Below are 22457 nucleotides of genomic sequence, written 5' to 3'. Positions count from 1 at the left end.
CCGCCATCCCCGTGTCCCCTCTGGAGGAAGCGTGAAGCGTTCCCAAGCCCTCGCCGTGGGCGTCGCGTTGCTGCTCTCGGGCAGTGTCGTGGCGGCCAACGCGGCCGATGACCCGGCCGCCCCCGCGGCCGGGCACTCCGCCAAGCGCCCGTCGGCCGACGCCACTTGGTGCACCGAGCAGGGCGGCTCCCCGCAGCAGCAGGTCCCGTACTACACCAAGACCGGGACCCAGATCGTCCAGCTCGGCGGCGAACGCGAGATGTGCGTCTTCACCGGCGAGGACGGCACGAAGATCACGATCGGCGCCGACACCCTGGCCGCCGACAAGCCGACCCTGGCCGCACTCGCCTACGTCCACAAGCCTGCCGACCCGGGCGGCCACCCCGGCAACCCGTCCATCGGCTACTGCAAGTCCATCAACGGCACCGCCATGTACGGCCCGAAAGCGACGGACGGCGGCGGCTGGGCCGAGAAGGACGAGACCGACGCAAGCAAGGTCGTCGCCGCCTGCATGTTCGGCGACGGCTCGGTGATCGACGCCTGGGGCCTCAAGTACCACACGGGCGGCGTGATCCGCGGCGCGGACCTGACGAAGAAGTTCCGTGCGGACATCCCGTAGGGGACGGGCGGGCCTCCCGGGCGCCACCGGAAGCGGCGGTGCGGCCGGGAGGCCCGTGGCCTAGCGCAGCATGGGCAGTTCGATCGCCGGGCAGCGGTCCATGACCATCTCCAGGCCCGCCGCCCGCGTCCGTTCGTACGCGGACTCGTCGATGACGCCCAGCTGGAACCAGACCGCCCGCGCGCCGATCTCGACGGCTTCGTCGGCGGCCTTGCCGGCAAGCCCGCTGTTGAGGAACACATCGACGACGTCGATCTCGAAGGGCACGGCGGAGAGGGACGGGTAGCCCTTCTCGCCGTGCACCGTCTCGGCCTTCGGGTGGACGGGGACGATGCGCTTGCCGTACCGCTGCAGCACGCCGGCGACTCCGTACGCCGCTCGTTCCTGGTTCGAGGACAGGCCCACGACCGCCCAGGTGTCTCCGAGCTCCGTCAGTATCTTGCGCACTGTTGCCGGATCGCCGTACACGTCCTGCTCCTTCACCGATGGCCGGGTGACTACGGGATGCGTACGTCAGACATTGACGCCGAAGTCCGACGCGATGCCGCGCAGCCCACTGGCATAACCCTGGCCGACCGCGCGGAATTTCCACTCCGGGCCGTGGCGGTAGAGCTCGCCGAAGACCATGGCGGTCTCCGTGGACGCGTCCTCGGAGAGGTCGTAGCGGGCTATCTCCACGTTGTCCGCCTGGTTGACCACGCGGATGAACGCGTTGCGGACCTGGCCGAAGCTCTGGCCGCGGTTCTCGGCGTCGTGGATGGACACCGGGAAGACGATCTTCGTGATCGTGGCGGGGACCTGCGCGAGGTTCACCTTCACGGCCTCGTCGTCGCCCTCGCCCTCACCGGTGAGGTTGTCACCGGTGTGCTCGACGGAACCGTCGGGGCTCGTGAGGTTGTTGTAGAAGATGAAGTGCTGGTCGGAGACGACCTTGCCCGACTCGTCGCAGAGCAGGGCGCTGGCATCCAGGTCGTAGTCCGTGCCGGTGGTCGTGCGGACGTCCCAGCCGAGACCGACCAGGACGGCGGTGAGGCCCGGCGCCTCCTTGCTGAGCGAGACGTTGCCGCCCTTGGCCAGGGAAACTCCCACGATGTCCTCCTGAGTCCTGAGGTGTAGTGCCGACCGGCCGTGGTCAGGGCCGGAGGGGTAAAATCTACAGCACTGTAGAAGCTCGCGGGGTGCCGCGTCCCGATACCGCGTCCCGATTCCGTGCCCCGTTACGATGTGGCGCTCCGTGAGGAGCCGTCAAGAGAACCGTCGGCCGAGCCGTCGGGAACCGGCGTCGAGGAGGAGACGAGCATGGCGCAGCATGAGCGCGGGGAGCGGCGACCGCGTCTTCGGCGGCGCGCGCAGGGCGAGTTGGAGGCGCAGGTGCTTGCCGCGCTGCACAGTGCGCAGGGCCCCGTGAGCGCGGCCTGGGTCCAGGAGCGGATCGGCGGCGACCTCGCGTACACCACGGTGATGACGATCCTGACCCGCCTCCTCGCCAAGAACGCGGTGACCCGCGAACGCGCGGGCCGCCACTTCACGTGGACGTCGGCGGCCGACGAGGCGGGCCTGGCGGCACTGCGCATGCGCAAGGTCCTCGACGGCGAACCCGACCGCGAGGCGGTACTCGCCAGCTTCGTCACCACGCTGTCGGCTGATGATGAGCAGGTGTTGCGGGGGTTGCTGGGGGCGGCGGGGGTTGTGGGGGTCGCGGGGGTGGATGTGGCGCGTGCTGCGGGTGCGGAAGCGGGCCATGTCGCGGGTGCGGGTGCGGGTGTGGCTGATGGTGCGGGCTGGGATGCGGCTCGTTCTGTGGGGTTGGGCGCGGTCCATGGCGCGGGTGCGGAAGCGGACCTTGTCGCGGGTGCGGATGTGGCTGATGGTGCGGCCCCGGATGCAGTCCACGCCGCAGGGTCGGATGCGGACCAGGCTGCGGGCCCGGGTGCAGTCCACGCCGCAGGGTCGGATGCGGACCAGGCTGCGGGCCCGGGTGCAGCCCATGCCCCGGGCCCGGATGCGGACCGTGCCGCCCGCCCGGGCGGCGCCGGCGCTGCCGGGGCGGGCTCGGGTGGAGTGGAGGGCTGACCGGCGATGGGGGTCTTTGTTTTTCTGCCGTTGGTGTTGCCCTTGAGCGCGTGGCCGATAGCGCGGCTTGCCGAGCAGCATCTGCATCCGCGGACCGCGACCCGGCTGCTCGGCGCCGTCGCCGGAGTGATGGCCGTCTGCAGCACGCTGTGCCTGGCCCTCCTGATGGTCGTGGGAACCGCCCAACTGCCGGGCAACCCGCTGCCGGACGGCTGGTCGGACCCCGAGGTGCGGGCGGCCGTGCCGTACGACGAGTTCGCGGGGAAGGCGGCGATTCCCGCGCTCATCGTGGTGGGCGTGGCCTGCTCGCGGGCGATCCTGAGTCACTTCCGGGTTCGCCGGCGGAGCCTGCGGGCGCTTGGCGGACTGCCGGATTCGTCGGTGGCCGTGCTGAACGACGACGTCCCGTACGCCTATGCCCTGCCCGGCGGGCTCCGTGGCGGGCGGCGCGGCGGCCGGATCGTGGTCAGCACGGGGCTTCTCGGAGGCCTTCAACCGCCGGAGCGGCGTGCCCTGTTCGCCCATGAGCGGGCCCATCTTGCCGCCCGGCACCACCGTTTCCTGCTGGCCGCCCAACTGGCCGCGCGCGCCAACCCGTTCCTGCGCCCGCTGCGCACCTCCCTGACCTTCACGACCGAACGGTGGGCCGACGAGGACGCGGCCCGCGCCGTGCGGGACCGCACGGTCGTCGCGCGCGCCATCGGCAAGGCGGCGCTGGCGTCCGGGGCGGGATCCGGGGCGGGCGCGACTCCGGCGCCGACGCTCGCGGGGCTCGCCGCGCCGGGACCCGTGCCGCGGCGGGTCGCCGCGCTCCTCGCGCCCGCGCCCACCGCCCGGATCCGGCCCGCGATGTTCACGGGGGTCACCGGGTTCACCGGCGTGGGGCTCGCGCTGTCGTGCGCCGCCGTGGGGACCGTCGTATCGGCGATGTCATCGGCGAACTCCGCGGTCACGATGGTCCTGATCCTCCGGGCGGCCACGCCGCTGTGACCGGCCGGGCCCGCAGCGCCCGCTAGAGGTCGAACTCGTGCGGCGGCAGGTCGAGCGCGAAGCACGCCTCCCGCACGACGGCCTGCTCGGTCTTGTCGAAGTCGCCGTCGGCGCCGCCGATGACGATGCCGATCTGGATCACGGCACGGGCCTCGGCGGGCTTCTTCTTCGCCTTGGCCACCTCCTGCAACACACTGACCTTGCCGAACGCGAAGTCGGCCGTCAGCTTGGCGATGTTCTCGTCGAAGCGGCGCCGCAGATCGTCCGCGTCGAAGTTCTGCAGTACGTCGTTGGTGGCGATGAGCTGGGCCACCCGCTGCCGCTCGGACGGGTCGATGGAACCGTCGGCGGCCGCGACCAGGGCGCACATCGCCATGCTGGAGTCACGGAAGGCGCCGCTCTTCAGGTCGTTCTTCTTCGCCATGAGCTGGGTCTGCATCGTCGATGCGGATTCCTTGACGCGGTCCCACAGGGCCATGAGAACTCCATACGTTGTCTTACGTTGTCATACGTGCCCGAGGTCCCGGCCCGCTGTGCCGGGGCCGGCGCCTCGCTTACTTCTACAGCAATGTAGAAACTAACAGAGGTGCCGAGAAGTTCCGCCGAACCCCCCAGGAGGCCGGACCATGACGCGGACAGCACAGGAACTGCTCGATGCCGTACGGGCGGAGCTCGCACCGGACCCGTCGGCCAACCCGCTCGTGCCGAGGCTCGCCGACGGCGACGCCGACCCTTCCGCGATCACCGCTCTCGCTCTGGAGCAGCGCTCCGTGATCCCCGCCGACCGCCGTTCCTTCGCGCATCTGGCCGCACGCTCGGCCGCCGCGGGCGCACCCGGGTGCGCGGACTTCTTCCGCGGCCTCACCGAAGGCGAGACGCTCGCCTTCGACCGGCTCGGCGCGCTCGTCACGGCCTGCGGCGTGGACAAGGCCGCCGCGGAGGCCTATGAGCCGCAGGCCGGCTGCCAGGCCTATCCGGCGTACGTCGCCTGGCTCGCCCTCAACGGCGAACCCGTCGACGTGGTCCTCGCCCTCACCGCCAACTTCACCGCCTGGGGCGGCTATTGCGCCATCCTCGCCCGGGCGCTGCCGGCCCACTACGGCTTCAGCGACGAGGCGTGCGCGTTCTTCGCCTTCTTCGCCGAGCCCGCACCCGAACTCGAACGGCAGGCCCTCGTGGCGGTACAGGAGGGCCTCGACCGCGGCCCGGGGGTGACGGGTCAGGCCCTGCGCCAAGGGAAGCTGCTCCAGCGCTACGAGGCGATGTTCTGGGAGACGCTCGCCACCCCGGACCGCAGCCGCTGACCCCTACTCCCTCGTACCTCTACTACTCCCTCGTACCTCTACTCCCCTCGTACCTCCGCGAGTTGGGCCACGAGCCCCCGGATCAGCGCGTCGAGCCCCGACGCGAACGCCTCATCGGCCCGCCCCGCCTTGCTGCCGCCGACGGCGCTCTCCAGCGCGGCCGCGAGGACGGGGACGCGGGGCGCGTGTCCGGCCGGGTCGATCATCAGCGGGGGCGCGACCAGGTCCAGGGCGGAACCGAGCAGGAACGACTCGACGCTGGTCAGCGTCGCGACGAGGCGATCCTGCGGCCAGCCGCCGCGGGCAAGGGCGGTGACCACCGCCTCGTACATGGTCAGAGTGGCCGGTGAGCTGATGGTCGTCGTGGCGAGCAGGTCGATCGAGTTCGGATGGCGCGCGAACGCGTCGCGGTAGGAACGCGCCCAGGCCGCAAGGGCGTCGGGCCAGGGCAGCCTGTCGAAGGCGGAGACGTCCATCTCCTCGACGACCAGGCGGCGCACGCCCTCGATGACCTCGGCGCGGCCGTCCAGATGGTTGTAGAGCGAGGCGGTCTTCACGCCGAGCCGCGCGGCGAGCCGGGGCAGGCTGAACGCGTCGGCGCCCTCCGCGTCGATCAGGGCAAGGGCCTCCCGCGCGATGAGTTCCGCGCTGAGCACCGGTATGCGAGGTCGCCCTCTGCTCATGGTCTGGTGACTCCCGTCTGCGGATGAGGTCTTCACAGTGGCCCGTGTGCAGAGTACGGTCCTGCCCAGCCGCAACTAAAGGCTTTAGTTTACGTCTCTCCGGAACCTGAACTCGGGAAAACCTGAACTCGGGAGTACGCGCGTGACCGCACCCACCCCCAAGTCCACGGCGCCGCCGTCGTCCGACCCCACCGTCAAGGGGCTGAGCGGCGGCGCCGTCGGCACCGGTGACCTGGTCTTCTTCGTCGTGGCCGCCGCCGCGCCGCTGACCGTGATGGCGGGCGTGGCCCCGCTGGCGATCGGCATGGCAGGCGAGGCGGCGCCGCTCGGCTATCTGATGTCGGGGCTGCTGCTCATCGTCTTCGCGGCCGGCTTCACCGCGATGAGCCGTTTCGTGCGCAACGCCGGTGCCTTCTACGCCTACATCGGCCGGGGGCTCGGCCGCCCCACGGGAGCCGGTTCGGCGTACGTCGCGCTCTTCTCGTACAACGCCATCGAGGTCGGACTCCTCGTCGCCTTCGGCTGGTTCACCGAGTCGGGGTTCGAGGACCTGACGGGTATTCATGTCGCCTGGTGGACATGGGCGTTGGCGGGACTCGTCGCCATCGGCGTGCTCGGATATCTGAAGGTGACGCTGAGCGCCAAGGTCCTCGGCGTGGCCCTCGTGCTCGAAGTCCTCGTGCTGCTGGTCTTCGAGGCGGGGGTGCTCGCGCACGGCGGCGGTCCGCGAGGACTCGACCCCGGCACGCTCTCGCCCGAGCAGCTGGGCGCGGCGGGCGTGGGCGGCATGTTCGTGCTCGCCATCGGCGCCTTCGTCGGATTCGAGGCGACGGCGATCTACGCCGAGGAGGCGCGGGAGCCGGAACGCACGGTGCCGCGCGCCACGTACATCGCTGTCGCGTTCCTCGCGCTCTTCTACACCTTCACGGTCTGGATGATCATCAACGCGTACGGCTCCGACCGGGCCCAGGCGGTCGCCGACGGCGAGGGTGGCGCCGACATGGTCTTCACGGCCACCGAGCGGTTCGCGGGGGCCTGGGCCGCCGACTCCATGAACGTACTGATCATCACCAGCGCCTTCGCGGCAACCCTCGCCTTCCACAACGGCGCCGCCCGCTACTTCTACGCCCTGGGCCGCGAAGGCCTGCTGCCGCGCCGCCTGGGCACCGTGTCCGCGAAGACGCGCGCACCCGCCGCCGCGGTCGTGGTCCAGTCGGCACTCGCGCTCGCCGTGGTCGTCGTGACCATGGTCAGCGGCGCCGATCCGTACACGGTCACGTTTCTGTGGAGCAACGGCTCCGGAATCCTCGGCGTGATGCTGATGCAGGCGCTCGCCGCGCTCGCCGTGTACGGCTTCTTCCGCCGCGACCGCAGGGGCATGCCCGCCTGGCGGGTGATCGCCGCACCGCTCGTCGCGTGCGCGGGGCTTGCCGTACTGATCGTGCTCGTGTGTGCCAACCTCGACCTCCTGACGGGGGCTTCGGGCGGCGTGAACGTGGCGCTGATCGCGCCGCTGCCCGTGCTGTTCGTGGCGGGCGCGGTGCTCGCGCTGCGAATCAGAGGGCGCGATCCGCGGGCGTACGAACGACTGACCACGGTGGACGCGGAGAACGTGTGACGGGGCAGGACAAGGACAAGCGTGTGACGGAGGAGAACAACCGCATGGTGAAGGCAGTGACGACGAGGGTCTTCCTCGGGGCGGTCCGCACGGGGAGCGAGACCTACGGGGACACCACGGCGCTCGCCGTGCGCGACGGCCGTGTCGTCGCGCTCGGGGGCGAGGCCCGCGCGCTGGCCGAAGTGGCCGACGAGGTCGTCGAGTTGGGGGACGGGCTGCTGCTGCCCGCCTTCGGGGACGGCCACGCGCACCCGCTCTTCGGCGGCCTGGAGAGCTTCGGGCCGCAGATCAAGGGCCTGGCATCGGTCGACGCGATCGTCGCGGAGGTCGGCCGGTGGGCCGCCGAACACCCGGATGCGGAGTGGATCGTCGGCGCTTCCTACGATCCGGCGCTCGCCCCCGACGGGGAGTTCGACGCCCGCTGGCTGGACGCCGCCGTGTCCGAACGGCCCGTCGTGCTGCGCGCCGACGACTACCACACGGTGTGGTGCAACACGGAGGCGCTGCGCAGGGCCGGGGTGCGCGACACGACCCCGGACCCCCGCCTCGGCTGGATCGTCCGGCGGCCCGACGGCTCCCCGCTGGGCACCCTGCGCGAGTGGCACGCCTGCGACCTGGTGCTCGACCAGGTGCCGTCACGTCACGAGGACGAACTGGTCGAAGCCCTGCGCCGAGCGGGCAGCGTGTACGCGAGCGCGGGCATCACCTGGGTCCAGGACGCCTGGGTCGAACCCGACATGGTGGACGCCTATCTCGCCGCGGCCCGGCGCGGCGCGCTCGGCTTCCGGGCCGACCTGGCCCAGCGCGCGGACCCCGACCGGTGGCGCGAGCAGCTCAAGGCATTCGACGCGGCACGCGCGCGGGTCGCGGCCGAAGGCGCCCCGCTGCTGTCCGCGCGGACGGTCAAGTTCTTCAGCGACGGCGTCATCGAGGGCGGTACGGCCGCCATGCTCACCCCGTACCTGGACGCGCCGCACAGCTGCGGCATGCCCGTCTGGGAGCCGAAGCAACTCGCCGAAGCGGTGCGGGAGTTCGACGCCGACGGCTTCCAGACGCACATCCACGCCATCGGGGACGCGGGTGTACGGGCCGCGCTCGACGCGGTGGAATCCGCGATCCGGGCCAACCCCGCCCGGGACCGCAGGCCCGTGATCACCCACGTCCAGGTCGTCGACCCCGCCGATCTGCCGCGGTTCGCCGCGCTCGGCGTGATCGCCAACTTCGAACCCCTGTGGGCGCAGCCCGACCCGCTGCAGACCGAGCTCTCGCTGCCCCGGATCGGCGTCGAGCGCTCCGATCTGCAGTTCCCGATGGGGCAGTTGGCGCGCGACGGCGTGCGTCTTTCCTTCGGCAGCGACTGGCCCGTGAGTTCGCACGAGCCCCTGGAGGGCATCCAAGTCGCCGTCACCAGGCGGACGTTCGACGGGGAGCCGCGGGAAGGCTGGCTCCCGCACCAGCGGCTGACCGTCGAGCAGGCGCTCGCGGCGGCCACCAGCGGCGTCGCCCACCAGGCGGGCGCAGACGACCGGCTCGCCCTGGAGCCCGGCGCGCCCGCGGACCTGGTCCTGCTCTCCGCGGACCCGCGCACCGTCGACCCGATGGCGATCCGGCACGTGCGGGTGCTCGGCACCTGGCTGGCGGGGACGGCCACCTACCGGGCGGGCGCCGGGACGGCTACGTACCGGGCGGGGGAGGAGTGACGGGCAGGACGATGGCGGTGACGGCGATCCCGTCGCGTATCAGCCAGCGCCCGGAGAAGCCGGTGACCTCCTCGCCCGCGACCGTCGGCCCCGGCACGAGGAGCGCCGCGCTGAACGTGCCGTCCGGTGCGAGCTCCACCCGGGCGTCCTCGAAGCCGAGCCAGCGTCCGGTGAGCGGGAACCACGTCTTGTAGACGGACTCCTTGGCGCTGAACACGAGCCGGTCCCAGGGCACGTCCGGATGCCGCACACCGAGACCCGCAAGGGCCGCGCGCTCCGTCTCGTCGGTGACCAGCCTCAGCACATCGGGGTCGGCGAGCGGGGCGGCGGGCTCCGCGTCGATGCCGACCGATGTGACCTCTGCGGCGCGGGCCACCACGGCGGCGCGGTAGCCCGCGCAGTGCGTCATGCTGCCGACGATGCCGTCGGGCCAGCCGGGCGCACCCTTGGGTCCCGGCAGGATCGGCACGGGCGGCACCCCGAGGCCGGCGAGCGCCGTGCGGGCGCACTGCCGGACCGTGGCGAACTCGCGGCGCCGCTTCTCGACGGCCTTCGCCACGGCGTCCGCCTCCTCGGGGAAGAGGAACGGATCCGCGGGGTCCTCGCGGGTCTCCACGACGGTGACCGGCGCCGCCGCGAGCAGAGACTCCAACACGTCGATACCGCTCGGGACTTGGGGCACGCTCTGGGTAAAAGATGTCACAACGGATCACCGTACCGGGGTCGCGGCCCGAACGGGGGCGCGGTTCCCGGGGCGGACGGCCACGGCATCCGCGGTCGGCCCGTCCGGGACGAGCGCCTACCCTGGCACGATGCAGGACGAGTACCGCACAGTGGCCCGCGAGGCCGTGCACGAGACCGAGATCAACCACTCGCGCTTCCTGTGCGCGCTCGCGCCCGCGGCCACCGAGGCCCAGGCGCAGGCCTTCGTCGCGCGGATCCGCAAGGAGCACCCGTCGGCGTCCCACAACTGCTTCGCGTACGTCATCGGGGCCGACGCCGGGGTGCAGAAGGCCAGCGACGACGGGGAGCCCGGCGGCACGGCGGGTGTGCCGATGCTGCAGATGCTGCTGCGCCGCGACATGCGCTACGTGGTCGCGGTCGTGACCCGCTACTACGGCGGGGTCAAGCTCGGCGCCGGCGGTCTGATCAGGGCCTACGGCGGAGCGGTGGGCGAGGCCCTCGACGCGGTCGGCACGCTGACCCGCAGACGCTTCCGGCTCGCCACCGTCACCGTCGACCACCAGCGCGCGGGCAAGATCCAGAACGATCTGCGGTCGGCGGGACGCGACGTGCGCGATGTGCGCTACGGCGACGCGGTGGCCATCGAGATCGGGCTCCCCGAATCCGACGTCGAGACCTTCCGGGCCTGGCTCGCGGACGCGACCGCGGGCAGCGCTTCGTTCGAGCTCGGGGGCGAGGCGTACGGCGACGCCTGAGGGGCCGTGGAGGGCCCGGCTTCCAGGCCGCGCACAGGCGTGAACATGTCCGAATAGGTAGAATTCGGGGCATGGGAGAGCGGTCCGTCACCCCGACTGCGCCCGAACTCGTCCTAGAGACCGACACCGGCTCCACGGTGATGAGTCCGAGCCGGGACTATCACGTGGGCCGCGACCCGCTGAGCGACATCTTCATCGACGACGCCCGCGTCTCGTGGCACCACGCGGTCCTGCACGCCGAGCGCGACCACTGGACGATCGAGGACGAGCACAGCACGAACGGTACGTACGCCGACGGGCATCGCATCCACGAGTGGGGCGTCGGCCCCGGCAGCGTCATCCGCTTCGGCAATCTCGCCGACGGGCCGCGCGCGGTCCTCGTCGGCCGCGAGCCGCCCGCCCCGGCCGCTCCCGCGGCCCCCGAGCGTCCCTCCGCCGTCCGCACGCCGTCGGCCACCGGCACCTTCCGGCAGCCGACCACCGTGCGCCCGCTGCCCGCCCGCACCGTCCGCATCGGCCGCGCCCACGACAACGACCTGGTCATCGACGAATTGATCGTCTCGCGCCGGCACGCGGAACTGCGGGTCCTGCCGGACGGTACGTACGAGATCGTCGACCTCGGCAGCCACAACGGCACCTACCTCAACGGCCAGCCGGTCGCCCGTGCCCCGGTCGTCCAGGGCGACATCATCGGCGTGGGCCACAGCGCGTACTGCCTCATGGGCGACGAGCTGCAGGAGTTCGTCGACACCGGCGAGGTGTCGCTCGACGTGCAGGAGCTGACGGTCGTCGTCGACAAGGGCCGCAAGCGGCTGCTCGACAAGATTTCGTTCCCCGTCGGCGAGAAGTGCCTGCTCGGCGTCGTCGGCCCGAGCGGCGCGGGCAAGTCCACCCTGCTCAACGCCCTCACCGGCCTGCGCCCCGCCGACGAGGGCACCGTCCTCTACGACGGCCGCGACCTCTACCGCGACTACGCCGAGCTGCGCAGGCGCATCGGTCTCGTGCCGCAGGACGACATCCTGCACTCCCAGCTCACCGTGCGCCGCGCCCTTGGCTACGCCGCCGAACTGCGCTTCCCGCAGGACACCGAGAAGGCGGAACGCCGGGCCAGGGTCGACGAGGTCATCGGTGAACTGGGCCTCGAGGAGCGCGTCGACCAGCCCATTCACAGCCTCTCCGGCGGGCAGCGCAAGCGGGTGAGCGTCGCGCTGGAACTCCTCACCAAACCGTCGCTGCTCTTCCTCGACGAGCCGACGTCGGGGCTCGACCCCGGCATGGACCGCTCGGTCATGCACATGCTGCGCGGCCTCGCCGACGACGGCCGTACCGTCATCGTCGTCACGCACAGCGTGCTCAGCCTCGACGTGTGCGACCGGCTCCTCGTGCTCGCCGCGGGCGGCCGGATCGCCTACTACGGGCCGCCCCGCGACTCGCTGCCGTTCTTCGGCTACGAGGAGTGGCCGGAGGCGTTCGAGGCCTTCGAGGGGGATCACGAACGGGACTGGGCCGGGGACTACCGCAGTTCGCCGTTCCATCAGCAGTACATCGTCAACTCCTCCGCGCAGCCGTATCAGGAGCAGGCGCGGGGCGGCGAGTCCCCGGGTGTCGCCTTCGCGGCGCCGCCCAAGGCGCAGAGCTGGGGTTCTCAACTGCGTACGCTGGTGCGGCGCTACGCGGCCGCCCTTGGCGCCGACCGGACGTTCCTCGCGATCATGATCGCGCTGCCGTTCGTGATGGGCGCGATGGCCCGCGCGCTCGCTGGCGGCAAGCTGACCCAGGAAACGGCGATGAACGCGCTGCTGATCCTCTGCGTCGGCGGAGTCCTGACCGGCGCGGCCAACGCGGTGCGGGAACTGGTCAAGGAGCGCGTCATCTACCGGCGCGAACGGGCCGTCGGGCTCTCCAGATCGGCGTACCTGATGTCCAAGGTCGTCGTGCTCGGCACGATCACGGTGCTGCAGGCCGTCGTGCTGACCCTGGTCGCCCTGCTCGGCGTCGACCTCAACGCGCCCGGTGGCGAAGGCGTGTTGATGCCACCCCTTGTCGAGATCACCCTGGCCGTCGCCCTGTTGTCGTTCACGGCCATGATGCTCGGGCTCCTCGTCTCGGCGCTGGTGCGCAAGGAGGAGGTGACGATGCCGCTGCTCGTGCTCCTCGCCATCGTCCAAGTCGTGTTCTGCGGGGCACTCCTGAAGCTGCACGGCGTGCCCGGGGTCGAGCAGCTCGCGTGGCTCGTGCCGTCGCGCTGGGCGCTCGGCGCGATGGCGGGCACGATCGGCCTCGGCAGGATCGTGCCGGGTGACTTGACGACCGATCCGCTGTTCCGCCACTCCGCGAGCATGTGGCTGATCAACATGGGGATGCTGGTGGTCCTCTCCGTCGTCTTCGGCTTTGTGGTCGCCAGGCTGCTGCGCCGGCACGAACCCGCCGTCATGCGGAAGTAGGAGGAGTACATCCGATGCCCGCCCCCGTGGACTTCCGCCCCACCCACGTCGTCCCCCAGGACGGGCTGCCCGCCTGGGAGACACCGGACGTGAACCGGCCCACGACCCCGCTGGACGCGCTGCTTCCCGTCCAGCTGGTCGACCGGCTCGGCGACTGGGGGCAGATCGTCTGCGCCAACGGCTGGTCGGCCTGGGTCGACGGCAGGCTCCTCGTCTCCGTCCCCAGCGCCCCGCCCGCCGCGGGCCACGCCCTGACCCGCACGGCGGACCCGCGCCCGCTCCTTGCACGGGCGGAGGACGCGCTGGGCCGCTACCGACGCGCGGCGGAGGAGCTCGCGAGCGGCGCCGGCGACGGCGAGACCTTCCGGGGCAGGACCCACGGCTTGCGTGTGGGCATGGTCGTGGACGGCGAATCGGTCTGGCTGTACGACGCCGAGCACGAGCGGTGGGTGTACTGCGACGGCACCCGCTTGAGCACGTTCGCGGCGGAGGGCGGGCCGAGTGTTCATGGTGGTGGGGAGGGCGGGCCAAGTGTCGGCGGTGGTCCGGCGGCTGAGCCGGGTGTCCGCGGTGGTGCGCCGGCTGGGCCGGACGCCGGGGGCGGTGCGCCGGCTGGGCCGAGTGCCCGCGGTGGTGCGGTCGGCAGCCCGCCCGCGAACGGCGCCGTGGTGGACGGGCGGTCGGCGAACGGTGCCGTGGCGGGTCCGGAGTCGACGCGGGTGGTCGAGGCGGCGCGGCCGGGTGGGGCTCCTGCGCACGCCCCGCCGGGAGGAGTTCCGGACGGTTCGCCCGTGGATGGTGCCGCTGCGGAGCCGGAGCCGACGCAGGTGGTCGAGACTGTTCCGGAGGCCGGTCCGGCGGCCGCCCCACAGGGGGAAGCTTCGTACGGCGATGCCTCGCACGGTCACGCTCCGTACGGCGAGGAACCCACCCGCAGGGCCTCGCCGGCGACGGCCGATTCCGCACCGCCGTCCGGGCCGAGTGCTCGTCGCGGCGCGGCGGACGCGGTGGGACCGGAGCCGACGCGGGTCGTCGAAGCTGTCCAGGACGGCGAGGAACCCACCCGCATCGCCTCGCCGGTGACCGCCGATTCCGCACCGGCGTCCGGGCCGAGTGCTCGTCGTGGCGCGGCGGACGCCCCGCAGCCGACGCGGGGCGTCGAAGCCGTCCCGGACGGCGAAGAACCCACACTGATGGTCCCGCCCGTGACCGTCGATCCCGCGCCGCCGTCCCGGCCCGGTGACGCCTGATGGGAGCCGCACCGCGCGAGACGAGCCGGAGCGTGCACTCCGGGCGGCCGTCGGAGCTGATCGGCAAGCAGATCGCCGGCTACCGCATCGAGGGCGAGGTCGGCCGCGGTGGCATGGCCGTCGTCTACCGGGCCAAGGACCTGCGCCTCGACCGCACCGTCGCGCTCAAGCTGCTCGCGCCCGAACTCGCCCGCAACGACACCTTCCGGAAGCGCTTCACGCACGAGTCGCGCGTGGCCGCGTCCATCGAGCACCCGCACATCGTGCCGGTCTTCGAGGCGGGCGAGACCGACGGGGTGCTCTACATCGCCATGCGGTACGTTCCCGGGCTCGACCTGCGTCACCTGCTCGACACATCGGGGCCGCTCCCCGTCGGGGCCGCGCTGCGCATCGCCGTGCAGGTCGCCTCCGCGCTCGACGCGGCCCACGACCACGGCCTGGTCCACCGCGACGTCAAACCCGGCAACATCCTCGTCGCCAAGGGGACGGACAGCGACCATCCGGAGCATGTCTATCTGACGGACTTCGGGCTGACGAAGAAGTCGCTCTCGCTGACCGGGTTCACGACCGTGGGCCAGTTCGTCGGGACCCTCGACTATGTCGCCCCGGAGCAGATCTCGGGGCGTCCGGTGGACGGCCGGTGCGATGTCTACAGCCTCGCCTGCGTCGTGCACGAGACCATGGCCGGCGGCCCGCCGTTCCAGCGCGACGACGACATGGCCCTGCTCTGGGCCCATCAGTACGACCAGCCGCCCCGCCTGAGCGAGCTGCGGCCGGATCTGGCCGGGGGCCTTGACGAGGTCTTGGCGAAGGCGCTGGCGAAGAGTCCCGAGGATCGGTACCGGTCCTGTCTGGGGTTTGTGGCCGCCTTGCGGGCGGCGGCCGGCGGGGGCGCCGGGCACGCGCCGACACGGGTTGACGTCCCGGCCGAGGGGGCACCGGCGGACCCCGGGGCGCCGCCGGAGCCGCCCCGTTGGGCGCGGGCGGTCTTTCGGCGGCTGTCGGGCTGAGGGGGGCGTGGGGCCCGTGCGTACCTGCGGGTGCGTCGTGGCCGGTCGCGCCCACGCGGCGGAGCCGCACATGTCATAGCCCCGCGCCCCTTCGGGGCGCCCCCCCCGTCAGCCATTCTCCGGATTCGTCTCCACCTCGCCATGCCTCCGTACCCGCCGTGCCAGCAAGCTCCCGATGAAGCCCGTGACCAGGCCCCACGCCAGGGCCAGGCCCAGGGCGGTCCACAGCTTGGGGGTCAGCAGGACCACGCCGGAGAGGCCGCCGCCGAGGTCTCCGATGCCCAGGAGCGAGAGGCCGTAGTGCGCCGAGACGCGGGCCAGCAGACAGACCGTGAGCACCGTAAGGATCAGCGCCACCGCCATGTGCACGGCGTGCTGCCAGGCCCGCATCCGCGCGGGCGAGCGCGCCGCCATCAGGAACGCGGCCCACAGCACCAGGACCGCGGCGACGGCCAGCAGCCACCACACCCGGCCGTCGTACTCGGCCAGCGTGCTCAGATTGAGCGTCGAGTTCTCCGGCGTACGCAGGACGTCGTCGAGGACCTGTGGCATGGGCAGCCCGAAGGGTCCCTCCACGCGGCCTTCCCAGGACGCGCCGAGCCCGAGCGTGAAGGCGAGCCAGACGAGATTGGGCAGCCCGAGCAGGAGCACCGCGAGCGTTTCGGCGGCATGCCCCTGTGTCGCCGCCACGACCAGGCCGATGACAAGCCCCAGCACGACGTACGAGAGCAGAAGCACCACCATCGCGAAGGCCGCGGGCCGCACCGACTCCTGGAACCGCAACAGCCGGGCGGGGAGCGGCGCCCCGCGCGAGACCAACAGGGCCACGGCGAGGACGCCCGCCAGCCACAGAAGACCGAAGACAAGGGTGAGGGGCACCTCCGTCTCGAAGCCGACCTTGGGCGAGGCGTCGAGCAGCTCGCCGATGTCGGAGACCTGCCCTTCGGGGAGCGAGACGGCGAACTCGTGGCCGGCCGTGAGGCCGAGGCCGATCAGGAGCAGCACCCACAGCGCCGCGATCCGCCCGGCCCAGTCGGCCAGCTCGCCCGCGCCCGCGACCGCCCGGTGCCGCAGCGGCCTGAGGAATCCGGCGGCGATCACCAGCGCCCCGGCGAGGCCGACGGAGAGGGGGACCACCGAGAGGTCCGCGTTCGTCTCGGCGATCGCACCGGCGTCCCCGGACAGCTTGACGGAGCCGCCCACCGCCATCACGACCACGGCGGCGACGACGCTCGGGAACGCGCCACCCGGCAGATCGGCGGCGCCCGCGGCCCACAGGCCGAGCGCGGCGACGACGGCCATGACCAGCAGCGCGGCGAGCACGGCCACAAGGGCGTGCAGCCATCCGTGGGGGGCCCGCCTGGACGGTTCCTGGTCGCTCACGTTGTCACGCTAAGCAGCGCTTCGTCGGCCCGCCCCTCGGGAGGGGCCGACCGCGTCAGCTTGCGGGCCGCCGGGAAGCGGAGCACACAATGGGCGCATAACGGTCAAGTGGGTGTGAGTACGTGCGCACTCTCTGTAGGCCCCGCAGATCCCCTACGCAGGGAAGAAATCGTGAGCGTCGAACCGCCGTCGTCCGGCCGCCCCACCGGGCCCCCGTCCGGCCCGCTCTCGGGCCCCTCGCAGCCGGGCGCCACCCGGCCCGGAGCGACCACCCCGTCGGCAGACCGGCCGTCGGGCCCTCCTGACAGTCCGCCAGGAAGCGGTGGCCAGGGCGGGGGGCCGGGCGGCGGATCGGGCGGCGGATCGGGCGGTCCTTCCGGCCCCGGCGGGCCGGCCGGGGGAGCCACCGGTCCCGGCGAGGGCCCCGGAGAGAAGCCCGAGCGCCCCTGGTGGAAGTCGGCGCCGCGCGTGGCGATCATCGCCGCCGCCATCGTGGCCGCGGTGGTCCTGACCGTCGTCCTCACGCGCCCCGACGGCACGTCGGACACCGCGGGCGAGGTGCTCCTCCAGCCCGCGGCCAAGAAGGGTCCTGATCCCTTCACCGAGTCGACGGCCCGTGACGACGACACGCCGCCGTCCCCGACCGCGCTGCCGAGCTCGACGGCGTCCGCCAACGTGACGCGAGGCGTCGACGGATCGGCGCCCGGTCTCTACGGAGGCACGCGCAAGGTCAGCAGCTGCGATGTGGAGAAGCAGGTCTCCGTACTCCAGAAGGACGCGGCGAAGAACAAGGCGTTCGCCTCGGTCCTCGACATCGACCCGTCCGCCGTGCCCGCCTACCTGCGCTCGCTCACCCCCGTACAGCTGCGCGTCGACACCCGCGTGACCAACCACGGCTACCGCGACGGCGCCCCGACCGCCTACCAGGCGGTCCTGCAGGCAGGCACCGCCGTGCTCGTCGACGACCGCGGCGTACCGCGCGTGCGCTGCGCCTGCGGCAATCCGCTGACGCCGCCGGTCGCCCAGAAGTCCCCGAAGCAGACGGGCGACACGTGGCCCGGCTACCGGTCGTCGAACGTCGTGGTCGTGGCGCCCGCCGTCCAGGTGGTGAACGTCTTCATCATCTTCGACCCGCACAGCGGCGAATGGTTCGAGCGTGACAAGGGCGACACGGGCGCAGGCGACGAGAAGACCACGCCGCCGAAGACCGAGCCGACGCCGACCGCGTCCGTGTCCCTGTCGCCGTCCGAGTCCGGGAGTCCCAAGCCCTGTGTCTCGGCGCCCGCCGACGGCACCGGTCCGCCCGCGCCCGACGGCTCGGCCAGTCCGTGCCCGTCGACGTCGGCCCCGTCGTCCCCGCCGGTCACCCCGCCCTCGTCCGATGTGTCACCGCCCCCTTCGGAACCCGTGCAGCCGCCCGAGTCCGACGCCCCGCAACCGGAGTCGGCACAGTCGGCTCCGGTGACGGATGGAGGTTCGTGATCGGAGGGGTGCGATCAGGCGCTAGCGTGGTGGGTGCTGTCGGCGAGGCCCGTCCTGTGCCGGTGCTGGCTCCGGCGGCGTAGGAGGGGAAGAGCATTGCGGGCCGGAGCGGCGTCTTGAGAGTTCTGCACACGTCCGACTGGCATCTGGGCCGGGCGTTCCACCGGGTGAACATGCTCGGGGCCCAGGCCGACTTCATCGGCCACCTCGTCGCCACGGTGCGTGAGCGCGATGTGGACGTCGTGGTCGTGTCCGGGGATGTGTACGACAGGGCGGTGCCGCCGCTCGCCGCCGTAGAGCTGTTCGACGACGCGCTGCACCGGCTCGCCGACCTGGGCGTACCGACCGTGATGATCTCCGGGAACCACGACTCGGCGCGCCGCCTCGGTGTCGGCGCCGGTCTCATCGGCCGTGCGGGCATCCATCTGCGGACCGCGCCCGCCGCCTGCGGTGAACCGGTGGTTCTGGCCGACGGCCACGGGGACGTGGCGTTCTACGGCCTGCCCTACCTTGAACCGGCCCTGGTCAAGGACGAGTTCGGGGTGGCGCGCGCCGGGCACGAGGCGGTCATCGGTGCCGCCATGGACCGGGTGCGGGCCGACCTGGCCACCCGCGCACGGGGCACCCGTTCCGTCGTCCTCGCCCATGCCTTCGTCACCGGCGGCGAGGCAAGCGACAGCGAGCGGGACATCACCGTCGGCGGGGTCGCCGCCGTACCGTCGGGCGTCTTCGACGGCGTCGACTATGTGGCCCTCGGCCATCTGCACGGCAGCCAGGCGATCAGCGAGCGGGTGCGCTACTCGGGCTCCCCGCTGCCGTACTCGTTCTCCGAGTCCGCCCACCGCAAGACCATGTGGCTCATCGACCTGGGGGCGGCGGGGGAGATCGGCGCCGAGCGGATCGACTGCCCGGTGCCACGGCCGCTCGCCCGCGTCCGGGGACGGCTCGACGTGCTGCTCGGCGACCCGGACCTCGCCCGCCACGAGGATTCCTGGATCGAGGCGACGCTCACCGACCCGGTGCGGCCCGACGACCCCATGGCCCGCCTCTGCGAGCGCTTCCCGCACACGCTCAGTCTCGTCTTCGACCCGGAACGGTCCCCGGAGGACCCGGACGTCTCGTACGCCCAGCGCCTCAAGGGCCGCAGCGATCAGGAGATCGCGGAGGACTTCGTGACCCATGTGCGCGGCGCCGGGCCCGATGTGCGCGAACGGGCGGTCCTGGAGGCGGCGTTCGACACCGTCCGTACCGAGGACACCCTGCGGGAGGTCGCCCGATGAGGCTGCACCGGCTCCGGATCACCGCCTTCGGTCCCTTCGGCACCACCCAGGACATCGACTTCGACGAGCTCTCCGCCGCCGGGCTCTTCCTGCTGCACGGCCCGACCGGCGCCGGGAAGACCTCCGTCCTGGACGCCGTCTGCTACGGCCTGTACGGCTCGGTGCCGGGACCCCGGCAGGGCGGCGGCCAGGGCGTGACCCTGCGCAGCGACCACGCGCAGGCCGGCGCGCGCACCGAGGTGTGCCTCGAACTCACCGTCGCCGGACGCCGGTTGGAGGTCACCCGGCAGCCGCCCTGGCAGCGTCCGAAGAAGCGCGGCACCGGTACGACCATGGAGAAGGCGCAGAGCTGGCTGCGCGAGTACGCGGCCGCGGACGCCGGGCACGATGGCGGATGGAAGGACCTCAGCCGCTCCCACCAGGAGATCGGCGAGGAGATCAGCCAGCTCCTCGGCATGAGCAAGGAGCAGTTCTGCCAGGTCGTGCTGTTGCCCCAGGGCGACTTCGCGCGCTTCCTGCGGGCCGACGCCGAGGCCCGCGGCAAACTCCTCGGGCGGCTCTTCGACACCCGCAGGTTCGCCGCGGTCGAGCAGCGCCTTGCCGAGCAGCGGCGCGAGGCCGAGGGTGCGGTGCGCGAGGGCGACGCGGAGCTGCTCGCCGACGCGCACCGGATGCAGCAGGCGGCGGGCAGTGACGCCGCCGAGCTGCCGTTGCCCGACCTGTCGCCCGGCGACCCGGGGCTCGCCGATGCCGTTCTGACGTGGGCCGCCGTGGCCCGCACGAGCGCCCGTGAACGGTGCGCGATCGCGCGCTGCGCGCTCACGGCCGCCGAGTCCGGGCAGGCCGCCGAGGCGCGCCGGCTCGACGACGTACGCGAACTCGACCGGCTGCAAGGGCGGTTCGCCCAGGCCAAGGAGCGGGCCGGGCGGCTCGAGGAGCGCGCGGACGATCATCGGCGGAACAAGGACCGCATGGAGCGGTCCCGTAAGGCCGAGACGGTCGCCCCTGCGCTTGGCCTGCGCCGGGCCACCGAGGAGGAACACCGGCGCGCCACCGCCGAGGAGGCCCGCGCACGGGGACAGCTGCCCGCCACGTTCGCGGACGCCGGGGCCGCGGGGCTCGCCGGCGCCGCACGCAAGGCGGCCGAAGAGCTCGGCGGCCTCGAATCGGCCCGGCGCGCCGAACGCCGCCTCGCCGAACTCGGCGCGGAGCGTGTCGCGTTGGAGCGCGAGGAACGCGCCGACGACGAACTGCTGCGGGAGGCCGCGGGCTGGCTCGACGGCTGGGAGGCCACCCGCGCCGGACTCCAGGGGCGCATCGAGTCCGCCCAGGAAGCGGCCACGCGGGCGGAGCACCTTGCGGGCCAACTGGAGCCCGCCCAGGGCAGGTTGGCCGCGGCGCGGCGCCGCGACCGGCTCGCCGGGGAAGCGGCCCGCGCACACGAGAGCGCCCTCGCCGCGCGGGAGCGCGCCACCGCCGCACACGAACACTGGCTCACCCTCAAGGAGCAGCGCCTGGGCGGCATCGCCGCCGAACTGGCCGCGGGGCTGACCGACGGCGCCCCGTGCGCGGTGTGCGGATCGGCCGAACACCCGGCGCCCGCACCCAAGTCCGCAGGCCATGTCGACCGCGCCACCGAGGAGGCCGCCCTCGCCGCCTACCGGCAGGCGGTCGAGCTGCGTACGCAGGCCGATGGGCACCTCGGTGAGATCCGGGAGGCACTGGCCGCCGAGGGCGCGGCGGCATCGGGCGCGTCGCCCGCGCCGGACGGTTCGCGGGCCCTTCCCCGGCCGCTGAGCAGCCAGGCCGAGCGGCATTACGGCGAGATCCCGGGAGCCCTTGCCGCCGAGGGCGCCGCCGCATCGGGTGCGGCGAGTGCGCCGGACGGTTCGCGGGCTCTGCCCGAATCCCCGCAGGGCCCGTCCGTCGAGGAAATCGCCGCATTTGTCGATAGGTTGCGGCACGAACACGCCGAGGTGCGAGACCGCGCCTCCGGTCTGCGCGCCGCCCGGGAAGCTCTCGACAAGGCCGAGCGCGAGCACGACCGCAGGGTCGCCGCGCGGCACGAGGCCGCGCTCAGGGCCTCATCGCGCGCCACACGGCGCGAGGCGCTCGACCGTGAACAGGAAGCCCTTGAGGCCGAGTTGACCCGCGCGCGGGGCGCCAGCGGCAGCGTCGCCGCCCGTGCCGCGCAGCTGGAGCGGCAGACGGCGCTCCTGACCGAGGCCTCGGAGGCGGCCCGCACCGCCGACGACACCGCCCAGCGGCTCAAGGACGCCGACGCGCGACTCGCCGACGCCGCCTTCCGCGCGGGGTTCGACACGCCGGGGGACGCCGCCGGCGCACTCTTGGACGACGAGCGGCACCGCGCGCTGCAGCACCGCATCGACGCGTGGCAGAACGAGGAGGCGGCGGTGCGTTCCCTGCTCGCCGAACCGGACGCGGCCGCCGCCGCACAGCAGCCGCCAGCCGACCTGCCGGCGGCCCGTGATGCGGCCGAACGGGCCGACGCGCGGGCCCGAGCCGCCGCGTCGGCGCTCGACGCGGCGGAGCGGCGCCGCGCCGAACTCGACCGGCTCTCCGGCAGGTCGGCCGCGGGCGCCCGCAGGATCGCCCCGCTGCGCGCCGAGTACGACCGCGTGGCGCGGCTCGCCGGACTCGCCGCGGGCACCTCGGCGGACAACGAACGCAAGATGCGTCTGGAGTCGTACGTCCTCGCTGCCCGCCTCGAACAGGTCGCGGCCGCCGCGACCGCACGGCTGCAGCGCATGTCGTCGGGCCGCTACACCCTGGTCCACTCCGACGACCGCACCGGCCGTGGCCGCTCCGGCCTGGGACTGCACGTGGTCGACGCGTGGACGGGCCGCGAGCGCGACACGTCGACGCTGTCGGGCGGGGAGACGTTCTTCGCCTCGCTCGCCCTCGCGCTCGGCCTCGCCGATGTCGTCACCGACGAGGCCGGCGGCGTACGCCTCGACACGCTCTTCATCGACGAGGGCTTCGGCAGCCTCGACGATCAGACCCTGGACGAGGTCCTCGACGTACTGGACTCGCTGCGCGAGCGGGACCGCAGCGTCGGCATCGTCAGCCACGTCGCGGACCTGCGGCGCCGGGTGCACGCGCAGCTGGAGGTCGAGAAGGGACGTGCGGGGTCGGTCGTGCGCCAGCGGGGCGGGGTGTGA

General features: G+C 72.8%; 17 protein-coding genes and 2 pseudogenes. 13 read left to right on the top strand and 6 right to left on the bottom strand.

Features of this window, described 5'->3' with window-relative positions; translation table 11 throughout:
• Positions 1-31 precede the first annotated feature (31 nt).
• Entirely contained in the window at positions 32-619 is a 588-nt protein-coding gene (locus AB0G47_RS20030; protein ID WP_360771436.1) for a hypothetical protein, read from the top strand.
• A 60-nt stretch (positions 620-679) separates the two neighbouring features.
• Here the strand turns inward: AB0G47_RS20030 and AB0G47_RS20025 are convergent, their stop codons facing one another.
• A complete protein-coding gene (locus AB0G47_RS20025; protein WP_360771698.1) occupies positions 680-1087 on the bottom strand; it encodes a CoA-binding protein in 408 nt (135 codons plus the stop codon).
• Between the two features lie 45 nt (positions 1088-1132).
• Entirely contained in the window at positions 1133-1708 is a 576-nt protein-coding gene (locus AB0G47_RS20020) for a TerD family protein (protein WP_360771434.1), read from the bottom strand.
• 210 nt (positions 1709-1918) lie between these two features.
• Between AB0G47_RS20020 and AB0G47_RS20015 the strand changes: the two are divergent.
• Together AB0G47_RS20015 and AB0G47_RS20010 are read left to right on the top strand one after the other, a co-directional pair.
• A pseudogene (locus AB0G47_RS20015) lies at positions 1919-2302 on the top strand (BlaI/MecI/CopY family transcriptional regulator); the annotation flags it as partial.
• A 396-nt stretch (positions 2303-2698) separates the two neighbouring features.
• Positions 2699-3682 (top strand): M56 family metallopeptidase, encoded by a 984-nt coding sequence (locus AB0G47_RS20010; protein WP_360771431.1) that lies wholly within the window; start codon positions 2699-2701, stop codon positions 3680-3682.
• A 22-nt stretch (positions 3683-3704) separates the two neighbouring features.
• Here AB0G47_RS20010 and AB0G47_RS20005 read toward each other — a convergent pair whose 3' ends face one another.
• A complete protein-coding gene (locus AB0G47_RS20005; RefSeq protein WP_360771428.1) occupies positions 3705-4160 on the bottom strand; it encodes a TerB family tellurite resistance protein in 456 nt (151 codons plus the stop codon).
• Positions 4161-4308: 148 nt separating this feature from the next.
• Here AB0G47_RS20005 and AB0G47_RS20000 point away from each other — a divergent pair, with 148 nt between their 5' ends.
• Positions 4309-4986, top strand: a complete 678-nt coding sequence (locus tag AB0G47_RS20000; RefSeq protein ID WP_360771425.1) for a transcriptional regulator — start codon at positions 4309-4311, stop codon at positions 4984-4986.
• A gap of 38 nt (positions 4987-5024) precedes the next feature.
• Here AB0G47_RS20000 and AB0G47_RS19995 read toward each other — a convergent pair whose 3' ends face one another.
• Positions 5025-5669, bottom strand: a complete 645-nt coding sequence (locus tag AB0G47_RS19995) for a TetR/AcrR family transcriptional regulator C-terminal domain-containing protein (RefSeq protein ID WP_360771422.1) — start codon at positions 5667-5669, stop codon at positions 5025-5027.
• A gap of 142 nt (positions 5670-5811) precedes the next feature.
• Between AB0G47_RS19995 and AB0G47_RS19990 the strand changes: the two genes are divergently transcribed.
• Positions 5812-7287 (top strand): APC family permease, encoded by a 1476-nt coding sequence (locus AB0G47_RS19990; RefSeq protein ID WP_360771418.1) that lies wholly within the window; start codon positions 5812-5814, stop codon positions 7285-7287.
• Positions 7284-8987: an amidohydrolase gene (locus AB0G47_RS19985; protein WP_360771415.1), complete on the top strand. Its 1704-nt coding sequence runs from the start codon at positions 7284-7286 to the stop codon at positions 8985-8987. Before AB0G47_RS19990 ends, AB0G47_RS19985 begins: the two co-directional genes overlap by 4 nt.
• Here AB0G47_RS19985 and AB0G47_RS19980 read toward each other — a convergent pair.
• Complete coding sequence (locus AB0G47_RS19980; protein WP_360771695.1) at positions 8962-9603, bottom strand: 4'-phosphopantetheinyl transferase superfamily protein; 642 nt, start codon at positions 9601-9603, stop codon at positions 8962-8964. The genes AB0G47_RS19985 and AB0G47_RS19980 overlap by 26 nt on opposite strands.
• 196 nt (positions 9604-9799) lie before the next feature.
• On the opposite strand from AB0G47_RS19980, the gene AB0G47_RS19975 reads away from it, so the two are divergent.
• The 4 genes and pseudogenes from AB0G47_RS19975 (at position 9800) to AB0G47_RS19960 (ending at position 15130) form a co-directional block, all read left to right on the top strand.
• Positions 9800-10426: a YigZ family protein gene (locus AB0G47_RS19975; protein ID WP_266869262.1), complete on the top strand. Its 627-nt coding sequence runs from the start codon at positions 9800-9802 to the stop codon at positions 10424-10426.
• Positions 10427-10497: 71 nt separating this feature from the next.
• Complete coding sequence (locus AB0G47_RS19970) at positions 10498-12870, top strand: FHA domain-containing protein (RefSeq protein WP_360771411.1); 2373 nt, start codon at positions 10498-10500, stop codon at positions 12868-12870.
• Positions 12871-12884: 14 nt separating this feature from the next.
• Positions 12885-13364 (top strand): annotated as a pseudogene (locus tag AB0G47_RS19965) (hypothetical protein); the annotation flags it as partial.
• A gap of 755 nt (positions 13365-14119) precedes the next feature.
• A complete protein-coding gene (locus tag AB0G47_RS19960; protein ID WP_360771408.1) occupies positions 14120-15130 on the top strand; it encodes a serine/threonine-protein kinase in 1011 nt (336 codons plus the stop codon).
• 108 nt (positions 15131-15238) lie between these two features.
• Here the strand turns inward: AB0G47_RS19960 and AB0G47_RS19955 are convergent, their stop codons facing one another.
• Complete coding sequence (locus tag AB0G47_RS19955; protein ID WP_360771405.1) at positions 15239-16513, bottom strand: streptophobe family protein; 1275 nt, start codon at positions 16511-16513, stop codon at positions 15239-15241.
• Positions 16514-16684: 171 nt separating this feature from the next.
• Between AB0G47_RS19955 and AB0G47_RS19950 the strand changes: the two genes are divergently transcribed.
• From AB0G47_RS19950 to AB0G47_RS19940, 3 genes are all read left to right on the top strand, one after another.
• Positions 16685-17995, top strand: a complete 1311-nt coding sequence (locus tag AB0G47_RS19950) for a DUF6777 domain-containing protein (RefSeq protein WP_360771402.1) — start codon at positions 16685-16687, stop codon at positions 17993-17995.
• 116 nt (positions 17996-18111) lie between these two features.
• On the top strand, positions 18112-19275 hold the full coding sequence (locus AB0G47_RS19945) for an exonuclease SbcCD subunit D (protein WP_360771399.1): 1164 nt from the start codon (positions 18112-18114) through the stop codon (positions 19273-19275).
• Complete coding sequence (locus AB0G47_RS19940; protein ID WP_360771396.1) at positions 19272-22457, top strand: SMC family ATPase; 3186 nt, start codon at positions 19272-19274, stop codon at positions 22455-22457. Before AB0G47_RS19945 ends, AB0G47_RS19940 begins: the two co-directional genes overlap by 4 nt.

Source organism: Streptomyces sp. NPDC021622 (assembly GCF_040640795.1).
Classification (GTDB): Bacteria; Actinomycetota; Actinomycetes; order Streptomycetales; family Streptomycetaceae; genus Streptomyces.
This window is presented reverse-complemented; position numbering and strand designations above follow the sequence as displayed.

Excerpts from the sequence above, each read along its gene's own strand:
- AB0G47_RS20000 (WP_360771425.1), top strand. The coding sequence starts at position 4,309 with ATGACGCGGACAGCACAGGAACTGCTCGATGCCGTACGGGCGGAGCTC.
- AB0G47_RS20005 (WP_360771428.1), bottom strand. The coding sequence starts at position 4,160 with ATGGCCCTGTGGGACCGCGTCAAGGAATCCGCATCGACGATGCAGACC.
- AB0G47_RS19960 (WP_360771408.1), top strand. The coding sequence starts at position 14,120 with ATGGGAGCCGCACCGCGCGAGACGAGCCGGAGCGTGCACTCCGGGCGG.
- AB0G47_RS19995 (WP_360771422.1), bottom strand. The coding sequence starts at position 5,669 with ATGAGCAGAGGGCGACCTCGCATACCGGTGCTCAGCGCGGAACTCATC.
- AB0G47_RS19970 (WP_360771411.1), top strand. The coding sequence starts at position 10,498 with ATGGGAGAGCGGTCCGTCACCCCGACTGCGCCCGAACTCGTCCTAGAG.
- AB0G47_RS20010 (WP_360771431.1), top strand. The coding sequence starts at position 2,699 with ATGGGGGTCTTTGTTTTTCTGCCGTTGGTGTTGCCCTTGAGCGCGTGG.
- AB0G47_RS19940 (WP_360771396.1), top strand. The coding sequence starts at position 19,272 with ATGAGGCTGCACCGGCTCCGGATCACCGCCTTCGGTCCCTTCGGCACC.
- AB0G47_RS19975 (WP_266869262.1), top strand. The coding sequence starts at position 9,800 with ATGCAGGACGAGTACCGCACAGTGGCCCGCGAGGCCGTGCACGAGACC.